The organism is Shinella sp. WSD5-1 (assembly GCF_963942435.1).
GTDB classification, from domain to species: Bacteria; Pseudomonadota; Alphaproteobacteria; order Rhizobiales; family Rhizobiaceae; genus Shinella; species Shinella yambaruensis.
In genome coordinates this window covers 4,336,254-4,355,418 of the sequence record NZ_OZ012596.1, presented here as the reverse complement: position 1 = coordinate 4,355,418, position 19,165 = coordinate 4,336,254, and the positions used below count along the sequence as shown (strand labels likewise).

Sequence of the window (19,165 nt, the reverse complement as noted above, 5' to 3'; positions counted from 1 at the left end):
GCCCCTCATCCGCCTGCCGGCACCTTCTCCCGGTGAACGGGAGAAGGGATGTGCGGCAAGGCGGTGCGACATCTGCCTTCTCCCCGCCTGCGGGGAGAAGGTCGCGGCAGCGGGATGTGGGGTTGTCCCCGTCAATGCCTGTCGCGCGGTGTTCCCTTTTGCGCCCGAAGCGCTCGTCGAAACGTTATAAGAATCAGGATATCACAATGGGCAAGGTTACTGGTTTCATGGAAATCGACCGGCAGGTGATGAAGTATCAGCCGGCCTCCGACCGCATCCGCCATTTCCGCGAGTTCACCATCCCGATGTCGGACCCGGAGGTCCAGAAGCAGGCCGCGCGCTGCATGGACTGCGGCATTCCCTATTGCCACGGCCCGACCGGCTGTCCGGTGCACAACCAGATCCCGGACTGGAACGACCTCGTCTACAACGGCAACTGGGAAGAGGCGATCCGCAACCTGCATTCGACCAACAACTTCCCGGAATTCACCGGCCGCGTCTGCCCCGCGCCCTGTGAGGAAGCCTGCACGCTGAACCTCGAGGACATGCCGGTCTCCATCAAGACCGTCGAGCAGGCGATCGCCGACAAGGCCTATGAGATGGGCTATATCGTGCCGCAGCCGGCGACGCTGAAGACCGGCAAGAAGGTCGCGGTCATCGGCTCCGGCCCGGCCGGCATGGCCGCCGCCCAGCAGCTTGCCCGTGCCGGCCACGAGGTTCACCTCTACGAGCGCGAATCCAAGGCCGGCGGCCTGTTGCGCTACGGCATTCCGGATTTCAAGATGGAGAAGAACTTCATCGACCGCCGCGTCGACCAGATGCGCGGCGAGGGCGTGACCTTCCACTACGGCGTCAATGTCGGCGTCGACAAGAAGATGGACGAGATGCTCGCCGAGCATGACGCCGTGCTCTATTGCGGCGGCTCGGAAACCCCGCGCGACGCCGGCATTCCGGGCGTCGATTTCGCCGGCGTGCACGATGCCATGCCCTATCTCGTCCAGCAGAACCGCCGCGTCGGCCGCGAGAACATCGACAGCGTCGGCTGGCCGTCCGACCCGATCCTTGCCGGTGGCAAGCACGTCGTCGTCGTCGGTGGTGGCGACACCGCCTCGGACTGCGTCGGCACCGCCTTCCGCCAGGGCGCGGTGAAGGTCACCCAGCTCGACATCCGCCCGCAGCCGCCGGAAAAGGAGGACAAGCTCGCCGTCTGGCCGTTCTGGGCGACGAAGATGCGCACCTCCTCCTCGCAGGCCGAGGGCGCGGTGCGCGAATTCCAGGTCGGCACGCTCGAATTCGTCGGCGACGAGGACGGCGTCCTCACCGGCGTGAAGTGCTGCCAGGTGGACGACCGCCGCAAGCCGATCGCCGGCACGGAGTTCATCATCAAGGCCGATCTCGCCTTCATCGCCATCGGTTTCCGCGGCCCCTTCACCGACAGCGTACTGAAGGATCTGGGTAGCCGCCTGACGATCAACACCGACAAGCGCGGCTCCTCCAACGTCGTCGCCAACGAGCACGACTACAAGACCTCGGTGGACAAGCTTTGGACGGCGGGTGACGTGCGCCGCGGCCAGTCGCTGGTCGTCTGGGCGATCCGCGAAGGCCGACAGGCCGCCCGCGCCATCGACGAGGCCCTGATGGGCTCGACCACGCTGCCGCGCTGAGATTCATGCAAATGGCGAAAGGGCGCTCCGGGAAACCGGCGCGCCCTTTGTCGTTTTGAATGCCCCTCATCCGCCTGCCGGCACCTTCTCCCCGCAAGCGGGGAGAAGGGACCTGTTGCACTGTTCTACCCTGATCCGGGCAAAGCGTTGCCCCATCTCCCTTCTCCCCGCTTGCGGGGAGAAGGTCGCGGCAGCGGGATGAGGGGCGATACCTGCCTCAGACGAAGAGGAAATCCGATGCCGAGAGGTCGGCGAGCTTGATGTCGTCGAGGCGCAGTTCGCTCTGGCCGAAGTCGAACACCACGTCCTTGCCGCCATCGGCCGTGCGGGCGATGTCCTTGAGGTCGGCGAAGCTCGAAACACCGAGGCTCTTGGAGATTTCGATCTTGTCGAAATTGGTCTGGAAGTCCTCGATCTCGGTCCTGCCGGTCTTGAAGACGAAGGTGTCGCGGCCGGCGCCGCCTTCCAGCTCGTTGTTGCCCGAGCCGCCATCCAGGCGATCGTTGCCGGCGCCGCCTTCGAGGTCGTCATTGCCCGAGCCGCCGAAGAGCCGGTCGTTGCCGGCGCCGCCCTCCAGGTCGTCATGGCCGGAGCCGCCCCAGATCCTGTCGTTGCCGGCATCGCCCGAAAGCTTGTCGTTGCCGCCATGGCCGGAAATCCGGTCATTGCCGTCGCCGCCGGAGATCGTGTTGGCCTTGCTGTCGCCGTTCAACACGTCATCGCCGGAAAGGGGGTCCTTCGGTTCGTCGGTATCGACGGACTTGAAGGAGAAGTGGCTTGCCTTGAGGCTCGACAGCTTGGTGTCTTCCAGCGTCAGCGTATTGCCGTTGCCGAAATCGAAGCGCACGTCCTCACCGCCGTCTACGGTCCTGGCGAGCGCCTTGAGTTCCGCAAAGCTCTTCACGCCGAGCGCGCTGTCGATGACGATCTTGTCGGCGCTCGTGGAGAAGTCGTCGATCTCGTCGCGGCCGCTGGAGAAGACGAAGGTGTCGCGGCCGGAGCCGCCGCTCAGCTCGTCATTGCCGGTGCCGCCGTGCAGCCAGTCGTTGCCGGCACCGCCCTCCAGGTCGTCATTGCCGCCGTAGCCGAAGAGCTTGTCGTTGCCGCCCTTGCCGTAGATGTCGTCGGCCGTCGACTGGCCCTTGAGCGTGTTGGCGGAAGAGGTGCCGATGATCTTAACCATGAGAAATGTCCTTGTTCGATTGGGTCTTCAGAGGCGAAAGGTCAGCGCGGGTCAGTCTTCGCGCTCGAGGCGCAGGATCTCGCCGGTATAGCCGTCGATCTTGGCTTCGCTGACCACGTTCTTCGTGTCGACGATCTTTGCCTCGAAGTGGCCGTCGTCCATCTCGATTTCGCGGATGACGTAGCCCTTGGCCGAAAGCTCGGTGGCGACCTGCTCCAGCGTCTTGCGCACGGGCGCCGCGGCGGTTTCGGCGAGGGCCGGTACGGTGAGGGCGAGGAGGCCGGCGGCGAGAAGGCCGGTCGTGGTGAGGCGCATGGCGAAATCCTTTCCTGTCGTTGTGGGGGGAGGTTTCGCACAGGCTGCCTGTTGCTTGCCTGACAGGCGCTGTCAGCGATTTGTCAGCTTGATACGCGTATAGGTAGGTCCATGATCACGAAGATATTGACTCCCTTTCCGCTGGCGCTCGCCCTGTTCGTCGCCCTTTCCGTGATGCCGCCGATGGGCGCGCAGGCGGATGACGACGACGATGCGGTGGAGCACGAGGAAGCCCGCCGCGCCCTCGAACAGGGCCTCGTGCGCCCGCTCGAACAGATCATCGTGGAAGCCCGCAAGCATGTCGAGGGCGACCTGATCGAAGTGGAGCTTGAGCGCGAGAACGGGCGCTATATATATGAGCTGGAATTCATCCAGCCGTCCGGCCAGATCATCGAGCTGCAGCTCGATGCCAAGACGATGGCGATCGTAGAGGACGACGACGACTGATGCGCCTGCTTCTCGTCGAGGACGACGCCCGCATCGCGGCCGATGTTTCCGCCGTGCTGACGGGGGCCGGCTATACCGTCGAGACCGCCTCGGACGGCAAGGATGCCTGGTTCCTCGGCGATACCGAGGATTATGATCTCATCATCCTCGATCTCGGCCTGCCGAGCATGGACGGCATGGCGCTCTTGAAGCGTTGGCGCGCCAACGGCCGGCACATGCCGGTGCTGGTGCTGACGGCCCGCGGCAGCTGGGCCGAGCGCGTCGAGGGCATCGACGCCGGCGCCGACGACTACCTGCCGAAGCCCTTCCAGTTCGAGGAGCTGCTTGCCCGCGCCCGCGCGCTCATCCGCCGGTCCGTCGGCCATGGCGCCGCAACGATCGCCATCGGTGCCGTCACCATCGATACGCGGGCCATGCGCGTCAGCGTCAACGGCGTGCCGCAGTCGCTGACGCCGCTCGAATACCGGCTCGTCAGCTATCTCGGCCATCACCGCGATCGTATCGTGCCGCCGACCGAGCTGCAGGAGCACCTTTACGGCGACGATTTCTCGCGGGATGCCAATGCGCTGGAGGCGCTCGTCGCGCGGCTGCGCAAGAAACTCGGCGCGGTCGCCATCGGCACGCGACGCGGCTTCGGCTACTATATGGGCGAGACCGCACCGTGACGCGCCGTTCGCTGCGCCTTCGCCTGGCGCTTGCCGGCGCCGCCTCCATCATCGCCGCCCTCGTGGCGGCGTTCTTCGTTCTGTCGACGCTGTTCGAGCGGCATGTGGAGCGGCGCATCGCCGCCGAGCTGATGCTGCATCTCAACCAGGTGATCGCCGGCCTTGCCGAGCAGCCGGGTGCGTCGCTTCATCTCGTCAAGCCGCCGGTCGATCCGCGCTTCGAGCGGCCGCTCTCCGGCCTCTACTGGCAGATCGAGGGCGACGGCAGCCGCCTGCGCTCCCGCTCGCTTTGGGATGATGTGCTGACCCTGCCGGACATTCCGGCCGGCGGCATCCATACCGCGACCATCACCGGGCCGGGAGATGCGTCGCTGCTTCTCCTCGAGCGCGAGGTGGTGACCAGCGAGCGGGCCGGGGCGCGGCCGCTGCGCGTCGCCGTCGCCATCGACCGCACCGATATTTCGCGCGCGACGGATCAATTCGAGGCAGACCTTCTGCCCTACCTGCAGGCGCTCGCCGTACTGCTGCTGGCGGCGAGCTTCGTGCAGATCTTCGTCGGCCTGCGCCCGCTGGCAACGTTGACGGAACGCCTTTCCGCCATCCGCGCCGGCAAGGCCGAACGGCTCGGCAACGATTTTCCGGACGAGGTCCTGCCGCTTACCGGCGAGGTCGATGCCCTGCTGCAATCGCGCGAAAACCAGCTGCGCAAGGCGCGTGAGCGGGCGGCGGACCTTGCCCATGGCTTCAAGACGCCGCTGCAGATCCTTTCCGGCGACGTGCTGCGCCTGCGCGAGCGGGGTGAGGAGGCGGTTGCCCGCGATATCGAGGCGATCATCCTGCGCATGCGCCGCCATGTCGACCACGAGATGGCCCGCGCCCGCCAGGCCGAGCGCGGCCACACGGCGCGCAGCGATCTCGGCCGCGTCGCCGCGCAGGTCGTCAGCGTCGTCTCGCGGACGCCGGCTGGCCGCGATCTCGACTGGCAACAGGAAATCGAAGCGGGCCTCATCCTGCGCATCGATGCGGAGGATCTCGCCGAAATCCTCGGCAGCCTTGCGGAAAACGCCGCGCGTTACGCCCGGACCACCGTCGGCATCTTCGCCCGGGCGGAAGGTGCGGCGGCGATCATCGAGGTCGTTGACGACGGACCGGGCATTCCGGAAGGGGAGATCGAGTTCGTGCTGAAACGGGGCGGCCGGCTCGATACGACGAGTGAAGGCGCGGGATTGGGCCTGGCCATTGCCGAGAGTTTCGTCGAGGAGGCGAATGGCAGCTTCATGCTGGAAAACCGCAAGCCCGGCCTATGCGCCCGCATCATGCTGCCGCGGATCGTGGCCTGAGCGGTTTGCCGAACGCGTCGATCCAGGGGATCGCGGCGAAGACCGGTCAGGGGGTCGCGATCTTGTTCAATCGGAAGTCGTCGACGCGGCCGAGGGGGGCGTCGGCGATCTCGCCCTTTTCCACCAGCTTCTCGCGCAGGCTCTTGCCGTTGCCCTTGATGGCGGCGCCGCCGAGCAGCGCGGTGCCGCCGTCGAGTGCCGGATCGGCGAGGCTGATCGGCTGTGTCTTGGTGATTTCCGTGTCTTCCGCCGGCGCGGTCACGACGAGGTCCTTGAGGTCGCCCTGCAGGCCGGGGCCGTCGGCGGCGGCATCGCCCAGCACGCGGCGGATTTCCTTTTCCACATAGAAGGCGAGCTTGCGCTTGCCGGCCTTGGTGAAGTTGATGCCGTCGGAGCCGCGCAGGCGCACCTGCTGGCCGTTGATGTCCGAGCCGGAGATGACGAACTTGCCGTTCTCGTCGACGAACCCGTCCCAGATATCGACGAATTCGCCGCCGGCCTTCTCGACGCCGGCACGATAGATATTGTTGAGCGTCGTCATGTCGGCCGTCATGGCCGACGACTGGAAGGCGGGCATGCCGATCCACATCATCGGCTTGCCGCCGTCGCGGGCGAGCATCGCCAGGCGTTCGACGCGCGCCTCGTATTCCCTGGTCCAGGCCTCGGAGCGGAACTTTTCCTTCTCCCCGGCCACCGACATCTGCTGGCGGTCGTTGGCGCCGATGCTGAGGACGACGAGGGCGGGCTTGGTTTCCGCGATCAGGCCGGGCAGGGAGGCCGGCCAGTTGTAATAATCCTCGCGCACGATGCCGGAGGAGCCGTTGGTGCGGCGCTCGACGACGATGCCGGGCGTTGCCTCGAAGGCGGCGACCAGGCCCTCGCCGAGGCTGCCGGCGATGAAGTCGCCGACGACGAGCACGACCTTGGCGTCCGGCAGTTTCTCGATCGCCGCCGGCTCCGGCTTGGTGGCCACCGTGGTCGCCTGCTTTTTCTTGCGCGTGACGGTGCGCGGCTTCTTGATCTGCGGCTCGGGTGCGACCTCCTCCTGCTTCGGCTTGCCGAAGAGCAGCTCCAGGATGGTCTTGCGTTCCTTGCGCTGCTGTGCGCCGGCGGGAAGGGCGGTCACCACGACGCTCACCCCCGCCACAAGGGCAAGGCCGAGGCGCACAATCCGCATGGTCGTCGTCGTGCTCATCGCGAGGGCTCCCGTCTTGTCCACGACCCTGCCGGATCCCGGTGGCGGCATGATGGCAAATGCGGGGCCCAAGGGAAAGCCCGGCAGCAAAAGGGGCGCCGGAGCGCCCCTGTTCGTCCTTGTCAGGCGGTTTAGCGGCGCAGCGCGCGCAGCAGCTGCTGGCTCGGCTCGCCATCGGCGGCAAGGCCCATGCGGTTCTGGAAGGCCTGGATGGCGGCCTTGGAACCGGAGCCGAAATTGCCGTCGACCTCGCCCTCGTAATAGCCGAGCTCCTTGAGACGGGTCTGCAGCTCGAACTTTTCCGTGATGTCGAGCGCGCCGTCCGGGCGCGGCCAGCGCTGCTTGACGCCGCTGTAGCCGGCGAGCTGGTCGGCCAGCATGCCGACTCCCATGGCGTAGGAGTCCGATGCGTTGTAGCGCTTGATGACGAAGAAGTTCTTGGTCATCAGGAAGCCGGGGCCGCCATTGGCCGGCAGCTTCAGCTCGGCGCGGTCGGCGCCGTTCTTGAAGCCGCTGCCGTTCGGGCGCGTGAAGCCGAGCTTCGCCCACTGGGCAAGCGTCTTCGTCTGGCCCGAATACTTGCTGCCGCCCTTCGGCACGACGATCTCGTAGCCCCAGGTCTTGCCCGACTGCCAGCCGTTCTTGGCAAGCAGGTTCGCCGCGGTCGCCAGCGCGTCCGGCACCGAGGTCCAGATGTCGCGATGGCCGTTGCCGTCCGCGTCGACGGCGTAGATCATGTAGCTCGTCGGGATGAACTGGGTGTGGCCCATGGCGCCGGCCCAGGATCCGGTCATCTTGCCAGCCGCGATGTCGCCGCGCTGGATGATCTTCAGCGCCGCGATCAGCTGCGTGCGTGCGTATTTCGCGCGCTTCTTGTCGGCATAGGCGAGCGTTGCCAGCGCCCGCGGCACATAGTGCAGCCGGTCGTCCTTCTCCAGCACCGCGCCATAGTTCGATTCCATCGACCAGATGGCGAGCAGGATGTTGCGGTCGACGCCGAAATGCCGCTCGACGGCTGCAAGCGTGCGGGCATGTTTCGCGGCCATCTCCCGGCCGACGCGCACCGTGTAAGGATTGACGCGCGAATCGAGATAGTCCCAGATCTTGTGCTTGAATTCCGGCTGGTAGGCGGCCTTTTCAAGGACATCCGGATCGGGTGTCTTGACGCCGGAAAACGCCTTCTGGTAGGTCGATTTGCTGATGCCGGCTTCGGATGCCGTCGCGTAGAAATCGGCGATCCACTGCTGGAAGCGGGCGTCCGCACGGGCAGCGGTGGCCTGGGCGAACAGCCCGGCCGACAGGAGGAGAGTGAGCGCGGATCGGCGCAGAACGGTTTTCAGATTCTGTGTCATCAGCTGTCGTGTCCGTTTCTCAAATTTCGGTACGATGGCGTGGAACCACCGGCTGAACGCAAAACTTATAAAAACGAAGTCAACAAATTCTTTACCATCAAACTTTTGCCCCGTCTTCCTTCGCAAAAAAGTCTTCCTTTGCAAAAAAATAGCAATTGGCTTCTATTCCGGCACACATACGGCCCGGCCATGAGGGCGACGGGCGCAACGAGGTGAATATGTCGCAGGCACGCAAGGTTCGCAAAGCAGTCTTCCCAGTGGCCGGTCTCGGCACCCGCTTCCTTCCGGCCACCAAGGCCGTGCCGAAGGAAATGCTGACCGTCGTGGACAAGCCCGTCATCCAGTATGTGGTGGACGAGGCGCTGGACGCCGGCATCGAGCACCTGATCTTCGTGACGGGCCGGTCCAAGGCGGTCATCGAGGACTATTTCGACATCCAGGTCGAGCTGGAGCAGACGCTGCGCCAGCGCAACAAGACCGCGGAGCTGACGCTGCTCGAAAGCATCCTGCCGGTCGCCGGCTCGACGAGCTTCACCCGCCAGCAGGAGCCGCTTGGCCTCGGCCATGCCGTCTGGTGCGCCCGCGAGCTGGTCGGCAACGAACCCTTCGCGCTGCTTCTGCCTGATATGATCATGAAGGCGGAAAAGGGTTGCATGAAGGGCATGGTGGAGCTTTTCGAGCACAGCGGCGCCAACATCGTCGCCGTCGAGGAATGCGCGCCCGACCAGGCGCACAAATACGGTATCGTCGGCGTCGGCGAGACGATCGGCGAGGGGTTTGCCATCACCAAAATGGTCGAGAAGCCGGCGCCGGGCAGCGCGCCGTCCAACTTCTTCATCAACGGCCGCTATATCCTCCAGCCGGAAATCTTCCCGATCCTCTCCACGCAGGAGCGTGGCGCCGGCAACGAGATCCAGCTCACCGACGCCATGGTGAAACTTGCGGGCAGCCAGAAATTCGCCGCCTACCACTTCCGCGGCGAGACCTATGACTGCGGCGCCAAGGACGGCTTCATCCTCGCCAATATCGCCTTCGCGCTGGCGCGGGCGGATATCCGCCCGACCGTCGAAGGGCCGCTGAAGGAACTCGTCGCCAAGCTGAAATAGGGTTCAGCGGCGCAGGACGAGACCGATGCCGGCGCGCGTGATGCCGGTGTCGGTGCCGCGCGACGGGCGGGTCAGTTCGTAGGACACGTCGCCGGTGAGGGCGAGCCAGCGGTTGAGGTCCCAGGTAAGGCTCGTGCCGACACGGTAGACATTCTGGTCGGCGCCGCCGGAAGAGGAGAAATCCCGCCAGGTATAGGCGCCGCTCAGCCGGGCGACGAGGTTTTCGCGCAGCTCATGCGTCAGTTCGGCGGTGGTCGCGTAGTCGACGTAGCCGCTTTGCCCGGCGGTGGTCGACGGCTCGATCTGCGTGCCGAGGCCGAGCCGGAGCTCCGTGCCGCGCTGCGGTGACCAGATGACCGAACCGTCGAGCGTCAGAGCCGCGATCGATTTCAGGCGGCTGTCGTCGAAGGCGGCCCGCTTGTAGCCCATGCCGAGATCGCCGCGCAGCTTTTCGCCAAGATCGATCTCCACGCCGGCACGGCCGCCCAGTGTCGAGCTCGAGCGCTCGTAACCGAGCGAATCGCGCTTCTCGTCATAGATCGAACGGGCGATGGAGGCCTCGAGATAGGGGATCAGTGCCGGCGACAGCTCGAAGCCGATGCGCCCCGTCAGGGTGCCTTCCGTGAAGTTGCGGTCGGAAAGGCGCAGCTTCGCGCCGTTTGCGAGCTTTGCCGAGCCGTAGACCTCGCGCTCGATTTCGGCGCCGATCATGCCGCGGATCGCACCGAAATCGCGCTGGACGCGCGCGCCGGCGGTAAAGCCGTGCACGCCCGACTGGGCGCTCGCGCCGTCGATGGCGTTGGGATCGCTGGAATCCTCGCGCTCGAAACTGTAGCCGGCGGTGAGATTGGCGATCGTGTCGTCGCTGAGGTCGAGGCGCAGGTCGCTGTTGATGCGTGCCTGTGGCTCCGTCTCTCCCGTGCCGCTGATATTACGCTGGTAGATGCCCTCGGCGTCGATGGTCAGCTGGTGGCGCGACCAGTCGGATGTCAGCACGCCGCGAAAGCCGGTCTGGGAATAGGTGCGGCTCGTCGTGCCGCCGGATTTCGTGCGTTCGTGCCCCAGGCTCTGGGTGATCGAGGGCCTGAGCACGAATGTGCCGACGCGGATGCCGGTCGGCTGGTAGGGGTCGCCGAAATCGCTTCTTGCCGCTTCGGTGCTGCCTTCGCGCAGGTTCAGCCGCTCGCCTTCGCGTTCGGTGCGGCGGATGGCCGCGTTGCCGTCCACCGCCTCGGAGAGCGCCTCGGCCTGGTCGCCGGTGAGGGCAGGCCCGGTCCATGCCGCCGTTTCGGTTCCCGGCAGCGTCGCGTCGGCAGCGTACCCGGTGTTGCGGACGAGAGGGTCGAGCGGCTCCTGGAATGTCGGCGTCTCGTTCGCCACCCGCTGCTGGGCGAAGGCGGGTGCGGCGGCAAGCACCGTGCCGGCAAGCAGAAGATTGGCCAGATGCCATGACAGGCGGGGCAGTCTTGCCCCGCGATCCTTTGCCTTTTCTTCTGCCATGACTGCGGCCCGCGAACCTTTCGATTTCCTAAGCGAACGTAAACCGTTGTGGTTAACGCTTGGTTGCCGGGCCGCAAAGTCACTCGCCGTAACAATCTGCGTTCTTTCGTGCATGGACAGAGGAATGCAAAAGCGCTAACGAGGCGCATGATCAAAAGACAGGCAAAAGTTGACAGTGCCGGCGCCATCGCCTCGGCGATCCGCACCGTTGAAACGGAAATGGCCGGCCTTACCGCCCTCTCCGCGGCGCTCGAGGGACGGCTCTTCGACGCGTTTTGCGAGGCTGTCCGTCTTATCGGTGATATCAGCGGCCGCGTCATCGTGACCGGCATCGGCAAGTCGGGGCATATCGGTGCGAAGATCGCCGCGACCTTCGCCTCCACCGGCACCCCGTCCTTCTTCGTCCACCCCGTGGAGGCCAATCACGGCGATCTCGGCATGATCGGCCGCGACGACGTGATCCTTGCCATGTCCTGGAGCGGCGAAAGCGCCGAACTGCAGGGCATCATCAACTATTCCCGCCGCTTCTCCATTCCGCTGATCGCCATCACCTCCGGCGAGCGCTCGGCCCTTGCCCGCGAGGCGGATACCGTGCTGCTGCTGCCGAAGGAGCAGGAAGCCTGCCCGCATGGCCTTGCGCCCACCACCTCCACGCTGATGCAGCTTGCCCTCGGCGATGCGCTCGCGGTTGCGCTGCTGGAAGCGCGCGGTTTCACCGCCACCGACTTCAAGACCTTCCATCCCGGCGGCAAGCTGGGTGCCAGCCTTTCGCATGTCGGCGATATCATGCACAGCGGCGAGAACATGCCGCTCGTCGCGCTCGGCACGTCGATGCCGGATGCCGTCCTGCTCTTGTCGCAAAAGCGCTATGGCTGTGTCGGCGTCGTCAATGACGAAGGGATTCTCGTCGGCATCGTCACGGACGGCGACATCGCGCGCAACCTGTCGCGCAACCTTGCCGAACTCACCGTCGACGAAATCATGACGCGGGCGCCCAAGACGGTGAAGCCGACGACGCTGGCGACCGCCGCGCTCGGCCTGCTCAATCAGTACAACATTTCCGCGCTGATCGTCACCGACGAGACCTTCCGCCCCGTCGGCGTCGTGCATTTCCACGATCTGCTGCGCATCGGCGTGGCCTGATCCGCGCATTCCACGGCTCATAGCAAAAACCCGCATTTCTTCGAGATGCGGGGTTTTGATTCATAGCATTTCCGCTTTTCCGCGAATCGCGAAAACGCTCTAATTTTTTATTTTAACGCAATTCCGGACGCAAAACCGCTTCGCACTCCTGCTGGATTGCTTTAGACGGCCTCGACGATCAGATCGCGGCCGTTGCTGGCCGTGACGCGCACACGGGCGCCGACCGGCAGGTCGGGTCCCTGCACGCTCCACATCGTATCATCGAGGCGGATGCGGCCGCGGCCCTCGCTGATCGGCTGCTCCAGCGTCGCGGTACGGCCGACGAGGCTCTGGCCGCGCTGGTTGAGATGCGGCTGGTCGGAAGCCGGGCCACGCGCGCTGACGATGCGGCGGCCGATCACCACGGCGACCAGGGAAAGCACCGCGAAGAGCAGCCATTGCACATGCCAGGTCCAGAATGCCGATTCCCATAGCAGCAGCGAGAGGGCGCCGGTGACGATCGCCGCGATACCGATCCAGACGAGGAAGACGCCGGGCATCAGCACCTCGAGGATGAGGAGCACGATGCCGAGCACCCACCAGGCCCAGGGGCCGAGTTCCGTGACGATGCGCTGGATCATGCTCAGCTTCCCTGCGGCGGGGTTTCGAACGGGTTGCGGAAGGCCGGTGTCGAGGCGGTCGTGGTTGTCGTGGCGGGCGTCGACTGGCGTGTGCGGGGCGTGCTCGCCACCTGCGCGCCGCCGCCATTGCCGAAGACCTCCCTGGCGATCGCGCCGATGCCGCCGAGCGAACCGATGAGCGACGAAGCCTCCATCGGCATCAGCACGATCTTCGAGTTCGGCGCCTTGCCGATCGCGGCCATGGCCTCGGTATATTTCTGCGCGACGAAGTAGTTGATCGCCTGCACGTCACCCGCCGCGATGGCCTCCGAGACCATCTTCGTCGCCTTGGCTTCGGCCTCGGCAAGGCGTTCGCGTGCCTCGGCGTCGCGGAAGGCGGCTTCGCGCTGGCCCTCGGCCTCGAGGATGGCGGACTGCTTGGCGCCTTCCGCGCGCAGGATCTGTGCGTTGCGCGACCCCTCCGCTTCCAGCACCTGCGCGCGCTTTTCGCGCTCGGCCTTCATCTGCCGCGCCATGGAATCGACGAGATCCTTCGGCGGCGCGATGTCCTTGATCTCGACGCGGGTGATCTTCACGCCCCAGGGATTGGCCGCCTCGTCGACGACGCGCAGCAGCTGGTCGTTGATCTTGTCGCGGTTGGAGAGCAGTTCGTCGAGGTCCATCGAGCCCATGACCGAGCGGATGTTGGTCATGGTGAGGTTGATGATGGCGTGTTCGAGATTGGCGACCTGATAGGCGGCCTGGGCGGGGTTCAGCACCTGGTAGAAGGCGACGGCATCGGAGGCGACGCTGGCATTGTCGCGGGTGATGACCTCCTGGGTCGGGATGTCGAGCACCTGCTCCATCACGTTCATCTTCGCGCCGATGCGGTCGATGAAGGGGATGATGAGGTTGAGGCCGGGGTCCAGCGTGCGCGTGTAGCGGCCGAAGCGTTCCACCGTGTACTGATACCCCTGCGGGATCGTCTTGATCCCGGCAAAGAGGATCAGGATGACCAGCACAACGAGGGCGATGACGACGATATCCAGTCCGGCCAGATCCATAGTTCTTCTCTCCATCAGACAATGCGGCGCGGCGCCACTTTAAGGAATACGGCCCGCGACGCCAGTCTATTTGGACGAAGGCAAGATTTATCCGGGATCAGACCCAGCCGGAAAGCTCCCGGCGCACGACCTTTTCCAGCACCGCCATGCCCTCGGGCGAATCGTTGAGACAGGGGATGTGCGCGAATTTCTCGCCGCCATTGTGCAGGAAGCTCTCGGCCGCCTGCTCGGCGATCTCCTCCAGCGTCTCCAGGCAGTCGGAGACGAAGCCGGGATTGACGACGGCGATGCGCTTGATGCCTTCCTGTGCCAGCTTTTCCACGGTCTTGTCCGTATAGGGCTGGAGCCATTCCTCCGGCCCGAAGCGGGACTGGAAGGTGACGACGAGCTTTTCCTTCGACCAGCCGAGCCGTTCGCGCAGGAGCCGCGCCGTCTTCTGGCACTGGCAGTAATAGGGGTCGCCCTTGTCGAAATAGCTCTTGGGAATGCCGTGGAAGGAGGTGAGCACCCGCTCCGGCTCCCAGTCGAGCGTCGCCAGGTGCTTTTCGATCGAGACGGCAAGCGCGTCGATATAGACCGGGTCGTCGTGATAGGGGGGCACGGTGCGCAGGGCCGGCTGCCAGCGCATCTTCAGGAGTGCCTCGAAGGCCTTGTCGTTGACGGTCGCCGTCGTCGCCGCCGCATATTGCGGATAGAGCGGGAAGACGAGGACGCGTTCGCAGCCGGCCTTCTGCAGGTATTCCATGCGCGAGGCGATGGAGGGCTGGCCGTAGCGCATCGCCCAGTCGATGACGACGTCCGGATGATCGGAGAAGGACTGCGCCATCAGTTGGGCCTGGCTGCGCGTATAGGTGCGCAGGAAGCTCTCGTTCTTCTCCTTGTTCCAGATCGTCTCATAGGCCTTGCCGACCTTGCCGGGGCGGGTGTTGAGCACGATGCCGAAAAGGATCGGGTACCAGGCGATCCGCGGCCATTCGATGACGCGCTTGTCGGTCAGGAATTCCTTGAGGTAGCGGCGCATCGAGGTGTAGTCGGTGCCGTCGGGGGTGCCGAGATTGACCAGCAGCACACCGACCTTGCCGTTCTTGACGGGCGCGTGGTCGGCGGGCTTGGCGGCGATGTCCTGCATGGTGCGGTCCTCAGCGTGCGGGGTGTCGTTCATTACTTTGCGGCTTTGTCTTCTTGCAGGTTCGGACGCAAGGCCGCGATGCACGTTCGCGGCAATTGCTCCGTGCGGCGGACGCCGGTTGGCTCAGAATCGTTCTAAAAAGAAATGCCGGCCCGGAAAAGCCCGGACCGGCAGAAATAGTGGAGACAAATTGTCCTTATTTGGTCGGGATGGACAGCTCCGTGCCGACATGCAGAGCCCGCGGCCGCGGATTGCCGTTGGCTTCCGCGATCTTGCGCCACAGCGTGCCGTCGCCATAGGCGGCCTTGGCGATATCCCAAAGCGTATCGCCGCGGACGATGACATGCGTGCCGCCGGCCGTGACCGTCGCGGTTTCAGTCGTCGTGGTCGTGGCGGCGGTGCCAGTCGCGGCCTCGCCGGAGGTTGCCGTGTCTTCCGCCGACTTGGCGGCCGTATCCGTCGCGGGCGCCGTCTCGCTCGTGTCGGTCCCAGTCCCGGTCCCGGTGGTTGCCGGGGTCTCGACGACCGTGGCATCGGCAACTTCCGTGATGCGGCCATCCGTATAGGGCTGGTAGGGGCGGTGCGCGGCAAGATAGTCGGCGACGACCAGCTCGAGGTTCGGGCCGAAATCGTAGGCGTTCATGCCGGCCGTGGCGAAGACCGAATAACCGTCACCGCCGGCGCGCATGTAGTTGTTCGAGGCGATGCCGTAGGTCTTGGCCGGGTCGAGCGGCACGAAGGCGTCACCCTCCTTCACTTCGACCGAGACGACGCGGCTGCCGGCCGGCTTCGACTTGTCGAAGGAATACTTCATGCCGGAGACCTGCGGGAAACGGCCGGCGCCTTCCTCGATCTGGCCGAGGCCGTTTTCAAGGGCGGCGACAAGATCCGAACCCTTGAGCTGGAAGGTCGCGACCGTGTTCTGGAAGGGCAGCACCGACAGCACCTCGCCCATGGAGACCGGGCCGCCGTCGATGGAGGCGCGCAGGCCCCCGCCATTGGTGATGGCGATCGTCATGCCCTGGCTCTTCGTGCGGTCGAGGATCGCGTCGGCCACCAGGTTGCCCATGGCGCATTCGGCGGCGCGGCAAACCTCGCGCGAGCCGTCGATCGGTGCGGCGCTCTCGGCGACGATCTTGTTCTTCAGCTCCTCGATCGGGCCGCCGAGCTCCTTGATGCGGGCGAGCACGGCCTCGTCGGGCTTGATGGAGGAATCGATCAGCACCGGCTCGCCGGAGGATTCCTTCACGACGCCCGCATCGTCGAACACGACCTTGAGATTGCCGAGATACTTGGAATAGGCCGCAGCCTGTACGACGGGCACCTTGTAGCCGCCGGGATTGTCGACCAGCGTCGGATAGGGGCCTTCCGCCTTGTCCGAGGTGTTGGAGAGGAACGTGTTCGTATGGCCGCCGACCACCACGTCCACGTCGGGGATTTTGGCGATGGCCGCAAGGTCGCGCGGGTAACCGACATGGGTCAGCGCGATGATCTTGTTGACGCCCTCTTTCTTCAGCTCGCCGATCGCTGCCGTGATGTCGGCGACGTCGTCGCCGATCAGGACATTCGGGCCGGGCGAGGAGAGTTCCGCCGTGTCGTTCGCCACCGCCCCGACGATGCCGATCTTCTGGCCGCCCTGGTCGAGCACGATGAAGGATTTTATGCGGTCGCCGATCTTCGAGCTCGCGCTGGCGGCGACGTTCGCGGTGACGACCGGGAACGCGACCTTGTCGAGGAAGGTGGCGAGGCCGTCCTCGCTGTCGTCGAATTCATGGTTACCGACGGTCATGGCGTCGAACTTCATGAGGTTGAGGAACTCGGCCTCCACGGCCCCCTTGTAGGTGGTGTAGAAGAGCGATCCCTGGAAATTGTCGCCGGCATTGAGCAGCAGCACGTTCTTGCCGGCCAGCGCCTGGCGCTGGGTGTCGATCGCGGTCTTCAGGCGTGCCACGCCGCCGAAGCACTCGCCCTTGCCTTCCTCTTCGGCCGAGCAGGTCGAATCGAACTTGTTGATCGCCTCGATGCGCGAATGCAGGTCATTGATATGCAGGATGTTCAGCTCGTAATCGGCAAGCGCCGAGCCGCTGGAGAGCGCGATGATGGAGGCGGCCAGGAGGCCGGATCGGAAAAACGTCATGGTCCTCTTCTCCTTGTTTGCCCGCGACGGCGCGGGAGGGCTGTCCGCTTCGCGGGGAGGCGCGAGACATGACAGCCGGCCGGCGGATGTTTTCACCGGTCGCGGGCGAGTTCAAGCGAAAAGACGAAGGGCCCAAGGCCATGCATGTTTATGCGCCGAAACGAAAAAAGGGCCTTGCGGCCCTTTCCGTCGGCAGCGCTTGCGCTCAGGCGCGGCGGGCGAGCGAGAACTGCGCCCCTTCGGCGGTCGTGCAGTTCAGCTGGCGCTGGCTGACCAGCGCGCAATTGACCTTGGACTGGGTGTTGCGCACCAGCGAGGTCATGTTGATCTCGACCAGCGTCGGTGAGGTGTTGATATAGGTGCCCGAGGCGAGGAGCTGGTTCGTGTCGGTCGTGCGCGTCGTGAACGTGCCGCCCTGGAAGGTGGAGACGATGCCGTTCGGGTCCACCCAGGCGCCTTCGACACCCTGCGGCACGGGGCGCTGCGCCACCGGCAAATCGCGCGGCGCGCGCTCGGACTGGCACGAGGCAAGCGCGACGGCGGCGGTCAGCAGGCTGAGGACTGTGATCGGCTTCATATGGGTCTCCCAGGGTCACGGCGGCGCGAACCACCCGTCCAATTCGGCGAACCATGCCGCGAAGAGGCGTCGAAAGCAAGACGCGCCGCCGGGGCAAGGGGCATTATCCCATTGAAAGCGTTTCAGACCCGCTGGCAAGTCCGCCAAACCTCTCCTGCGTCGTGCTCGGCCTTGAGCCGGGGATGACGACGGCGGGTGGGGCGAGGGTCGTCATCAAATCGAGACGCCCGCGGCCTGGCCGCGGGCGTCGCGCATTTCAGTTCAAAGGCCGGTTCAGCGGACCAGGATGTTCTTGAACTGCCACGGATCCTTCGTGTCGAGGTCTTCCGGGAAGAGGCCCGGGCGGCCGTCGAGCGGGGTCCAGTCGGTATAGTGGCCTTCCACCGGGCCGAGATAAGGCGTCTGCACTTCCAGGCACCGCTTGTAGTCGACCTCGTCGGCTTCCACGATGCCGGCCTTGGGGTTTTCCAGCGCCCAGACCATGCCGGCGAGCACGGCCGAGGTCACCTGCAGGCCGGTGGCGTTCTGGTAGGGCGCGAGGCGGCGGGTTTCGTCCAGCGAAAGGCGCGAGCCGTACCAGTACGCGTTCTTGTCGTGGCCGTAGAGCAGCACGCCGAGTTCGTCGACGCCGTCGACCAGTTCGTTCTCGTCGAGAACGTGCAGCACCGGCTGCTGGTGGCCGCCATTGCCGAACATCTCGTGCAGCGAGAGCACGGCGTCGTTGGCCGGGTGATAGGCGTAGTGGCTGGTCGGGCGGTAGGTGACGTGGCCGTCCTTGTCACGCACCGTGAAGAAGTCGGCGATCGAGATCGACTCGTTGTGGGTGACGAGGAAGCCGTATTGCGGGCCGGGCGTCGGGCACCAGGAGCGCACGCGCGTGTTGGCGCCGGGCTGCTCCAGGTAGATCGCGGCCTTGCAGCCCTTCTTGTGCTTCTTGGCGTTCTTCGGCATCCAGTTCTCGTGGGTGCCCCAGCCGAGTTCGGCCGGCTGCAGGCCTTCCGAGATGAAGCCCTCGACCGACCAGGTGTTCCAGAAGGTGTTGAACGGCTTCGGGTTCCTGGTGCGCTGGGTGTCGCGTTCGGCGATGTGCACGCCCTTGACGCCGACCTTCTTCATCAGCTTGGCCCAGCCTTCGCGGTCGTCCTGCGCGGGTTCCTCGAACTTGATGCCGAGGTCCCTGGCAAGGTTCAGCAGCGCCTGCTTGACGAACCAGGAAACCATGCCGGGATTGGCGCCGCAGGTGGAAACGGCCGTCGTGCCGCCGGGGTGCTTTTCCTTCTCCTTGCGGATGGTTTCGCGCAGCGCATAGTTGGTGCGGTCGGCGTTCTTCATGCCCTTGTCGAAGTAGAAGCCGAGCCAGGGTTCGACGACGGTGTCGATATAGAGAACGTCGAGCTTGCGGCAGAGCTTGATGAGGTCGAGCGAGCCGGTATCGACGGAGAGATTGACGCAGAAGCCCTGGCCGTTGCCTTCCGTGAGCAGCGGCTTCAGGAGCTCCTTGTAATTCTCCTTGGTGACGTGCGCCTTGATGTGACGCACGCCGTGGCGGGCGTAAATCTCCGTGTCGGCGGCGTCTTCGCGCGGCTCGATGACGATCAGCCGGTTCCGGTCATACTTGAAGTGGCGCTCGATCAGCGGCAGCGTGCCGCGCCCGATGGAGCCGAAACCGATCATCACGATCGGGCCGGTGATCTCGCCATAAACCGGATAGGTGCTGTCTGCCATTTGGTTCTCCTGCGGACGGCCGCT

At 65.2% G+C, this 19,165-nt stretch carries 17 protein-coding genes; 6 read left to right on the top strand and 11 right to left on the bottom strand.

Annotated elements, in window-relative coordinates; translation table 11 throughout:
• The first annotated feature begins 206 nt into the window (after positions 1-206).
• A complete protein-coding gene (locus tag AABQ55_RS21420) occupies positions 207-1,664 on the top strand; it encodes a glutamate synthase subunit beta (protein WP_272806486.1) in 1,458 nt (485 codons plus the stop codon).
• A gap of 217 nt (positions 1,665-1,881) precedes the next feature.
• On the opposite strand, the gene AABQ55_RS21415 is transcribed toward AABQ55_RS21420, so the two are convergent.
• Positions 1,882-2,847 carry a calcium-binding protein gene (locus AABQ55_RS21415; RefSeq protein WP_272806485.1) on the bottom strand — a complete coding sequence of 322 codons (966 nt, stop codon included), beginning with the start codon at positions 2,845-2,847 and terminating at the stop codon, positions 1,882-1,884.
• 51 nt (positions 2,848-2,898) lie between these two features.
• The gene (locus AABQ55_RS21410; RefSeq protein ID WP_272806484.1) at positions 2,899-3,162 is read right to left on the bottom strand and encodes a PepSY domain-containing protein; all 264 of its coding nucleotides are present in this window, start codon (positions 3,160-3,162) and stop codon (positions 2,899-2,901) included.
• 111 nt (positions 3,163-3,273) lie between these two features.
• Here AABQ55_RS21410 and AABQ55_RS21405 point away from each other — a divergent pair, with 111 nt between their 5' ends.
• From AABQ55_RS21405 to AABQ55_RS21395, 3 genes are read left to right on the top strand one after another with little or no spacing between them, the layout of a single operon-like run.
• Positions 3,274-3,609: a PepSY domain-containing protein gene (locus AABQ55_RS21405; RefSeq protein WP_244768281.1), complete on the top strand. Its 336-nt coding sequence runs from the start codon at positions 3,274-3,276 to the stop codon at positions 3,607-3,609.
• Positions 3,609-4,274, top strand: a complete 666-nt coding sequence (locus AABQ55_RS21400) for a response regulator transcription factor (protein WP_244768282.1) — start codon at positions 3,609-3,611, stop codon at positions 4,272-4,274. The genes AABQ55_RS21405 and AABQ55_RS21400 overlap by 1 nt, the downstream gene beginning before the upstream one ends.
• Positions 4,271-5,614, top strand: a complete 1,344-nt coding sequence (locus AABQ55_RS21395; RefSeq protein WP_272806483.1) for a sensor histidine kinase — start codon at positions 4,271-4,273, stop codon at positions 5,612-5,614. Before AABQ55_RS21400 ends, AABQ55_RS21395 begins: the two co-directional genes overlap by 4 nt.
• A 46-nt stretch (positions 5,615-5,660) precedes the next feature.
• On the opposite strand, the gene AABQ55_RS21390 is transcribed toward AABQ55_RS21395, so the two are convergent.
• Both AABQ55_RS21390 and AABQ55_RS21385 read right to left on the bottom strand, forming a co-directional pair.
• Positions 5,661-6,809: an SGNH/GDSL hydrolase family protein gene (locus tag AABQ55_RS21390; RefSeq protein WP_272806482.1), complete on the bottom strand. Its 1,149-nt coding sequence runs from the start codon at positions 6,807-6,809 to the stop codon at positions 5,661-5,663.
• 131 nt (positions 6,810-6,940) lie between these two features.
• The gene (locus AABQ55_RS21385; RefSeq protein WP_244768285.1) at positions 6,941-8,161 is read right to left on the bottom strand and encodes a lytic murein transglycosylase; all 1,221 of its coding nucleotides are present in this window, start codon (positions 8,159-8,161) and stop codon (positions 6,941-6,943) included.
• Between the two features lie 218 nt (positions 8,162-8,379).
• Between AABQ55_RS21385 and galU the strand changes: the two genes are divergently transcribed.
• Positions 8,380-9,267, top strand: a complete 888-nt coding sequence (gene galU, locus AABQ55_RS21380; protein WP_272806481.1) for a UTP--glucose-1-phosphate uridylyltransferase GalU — start codon at positions 8,380-8,382, stop codon at positions 9,265-9,267.
• Between the two features lie 3 nt (positions 9,268-9,270).
• On the opposite strand, the gene AABQ55_RS21375 is transcribed toward galU, so the two are convergent.
• Entirely contained in the window at positions 9,271-10,767 is a 1,497-nt protein-coding gene (locus AABQ55_RS21375) for an outer membrane beta-barrel protein (RefSeq protein WP_272806480.1), read from the bottom strand.
• A gap of 147 nt (positions 10,768-10,914) precedes the next feature.
• On the opposite strand from AABQ55_RS21375, the gene AABQ55_RS21370 reads away from it, so the two are divergent.
• Positions 10,915-11,910, top strand: a complete 996-nt coding sequence (locus AABQ55_RS21370) for a KpsF/GutQ family sugar-phosphate isomerase (protein ID WP_244768288.1) — start codon at positions 10,915-10,917, stop codon at positions 11,908-11,910.
• Positions 11,911-12,071: 161 nt separating this feature from the next.
• Here AABQ55_RS21370 and AABQ55_RS21365 read toward each other — a convergent pair whose 3' ends face one another.
• The 6 genes from AABQ55_RS21365 to AABQ55_RS21340 all read right to left on the bottom strand — a co-directional run bounded on the left by AABQ55_RS21365 (position 12,072) and on the right by AABQ55_RS21340 (position 19,141).
• Positions 12,072-12,530: an NfeD family protein gene (locus AABQ55_RS21365; protein ID WP_244768289.1), complete on the bottom strand. Its 459-nt coding sequence runs from the start codon at positions 12,528-12,530 to the stop codon at positions 12,072-12,074.
• A 2-nt stretch (positions 12,531-12,532) separates the two neighbouring features.
• On the bottom strand, positions 12,533-13,567 hold the full coding sequence (locus tag AABQ55_RS21360) for an SPFH domain-containing protein (RefSeq protein ID WP_272807516.1): 1,035 nt from the start codon (positions 13,565-13,567) through the stop codon (positions 12,533-12,535).
• Between the two features lie 103 nt (positions 13,568-13,670).
• A complete protein-coding gene (hemH, locus tag AABQ55_RS21355; RefSeq protein ID WP_272806479.1) occupies positions 13,671-14,702 on the bottom strand; it encodes a ferrochelatase in 1,032 nt (343 codons plus the stop codon).
• Positions 14,703-14,898: 196 nt separating this feature from the next.
• Positions 14,899-16,839 (bottom strand): 5'-nucleotidase C-terminal domain-containing protein, encoded by a 1,941-nt coding sequence (locus AABQ55_RS21350; RefSeq protein WP_272806478.1) that lies wholly within the window; start codon positions 16,837-16,839, stop codon positions 14,899-14,901.
• A 205-nt stretch (positions 16,840-17,044) separates the two neighbouring features.
• The gene (omp10, locus tag AABQ55_RS21345; RefSeq protein WP_272806477.1) at positions 17,045-17,416 is read right to left on the bottom strand and encodes an outer membrane lipoprotein Omp10; all 372 of its coding nucleotides are present in this window, start codon (positions 17,414-17,416) and stop codon (positions 17,045-17,047) included.
• A 273-nt stretch (positions 17,417-17,689) separates the two neighbouring features.
• Complete coding sequence (locus tag AABQ55_RS21340; RefSeq protein ID WP_272806476.1) at positions 17,690-19,141, bottom strand: homospermidine synthase; 1,452 nt, start codon at positions 19,139-19,141, stop codon at positions 17,690-17,692.
• Between the last annotated feature and the right edge of the window lie 24 nt (positions 19,142-19,165).

What these genes read in the sequence shown, in the direction of transcription:
- AABQ55_RS21420 (WP_272806486.1), top strand. Translation starts at nt 207, where the DNA reads ATGGGCAAGGTTACTGGTTTCATGGAAATCGACCGGCAGGTGATGAAG.
- AABQ55_RS21415 (WP_272806485.1), bottom strand. Translation starts at nt 2,847, where the DNA reads ATGGTTAAGATCATCGGCACCTCTTCCGCCAACACGCTCAAGGGCCAG.
- AABQ55_RS21410 (WP_272806484.1), bottom strand. Translation starts at nt 3,162, where the DNA reads ATGCGCCTCACCACGACCGGCCTTCTCGCCGCCGGCCTCCTCGCCCTC.
- AABQ55_RS21405 (WP_244768281.1), top strand. Translation starts at nt 3,274, where the DNA reads ATGATCACGAAGATATTGACTCCCTTTCCGCTGGCGCTCGCCCTGTTC.
- AABQ55_RS21400 (WP_244768282.1), top strand. Translation starts at nt 3,609, where the DNA reads ATGCGCCTGCTTCTCGTCGAGGACGACGCCCGCATCGCGGCCGATGTT.
- AABQ55_RS21390 (WP_272806482.1), bottom strand. Translation starts at nt 6,809, where the DNA reads ATGAGCACGACGACGACCATGCGGATTGTGCGCCTCGGCCTTGCCCTT.
- AABQ55_RS21385 (WP_244768285.1), bottom strand. Translation starts at nt 8,161, where the DNA reads ATGACACAGAATCTGAAAACCGTTCTGCGCCGATCCGCGCTCACTCTC.
- galU (WP_272806481.1), top strand. Translation starts at nt 8,380, where the DNA reads ATGTCGCAGGCACGCAAGGTTCGCAAAGCAGTCTTCCCAGTGGCCGGT.
- AABQ55_RS21375 (WP_272806480.1), bottom strand. Translation starts at nt 10,767, where the DNA reads ATGGCAGAAGAAAAGGCAAAGGATCGCGGGGCAAGACTGCCCCGCCTG.
- AABQ55_RS21370 (WP_244768288.1), top strand. Translation starts at nt 10,915, where the DNA reads ATGATCAAAAGACAGGCAAAAGTTGACAGTGCCGGCGCCATCGCCTCG.
- AABQ55_RS21365 (WP_244768289.1), bottom strand. Translation starts at nt 12,530, where the DNA reads ATGATCCAGCGCATCGTCACGGAACTCGGCCCCTGGGCCTGGTGGGTG.
- hemH (WP_272806479.1), bottom strand. Translation starts at nt 14,702, where the DNA reads ATGCAGGACATCGCCGCCAAGCCCGCCGACCACGCGCCCGTCAAGAAC.
- AABQ55_RS21350 (WP_272806478.1), bottom strand. Translation starts at nt 16,839, where the DNA reads ATGACGTTTTTCCGATCCGGCCTCCTGGCCGCCTCCATCATCGCGCTC.
- omp10 (WP_272806477.1), bottom strand. Translation starts at nt 17,416, where the DNA reads ATGAAGCCGATCACAGTCCTCAGCCTGCTGACCGCCGCCGTCGCGCTT.
- AABQ55_RS21340 (WP_272806476.1), bottom strand. Translation starts at nt 19,141, where the DNA reads ATGGCAGACAGCACCTATCCGGTTTATGGCGAGATCACCGGCCCGATC.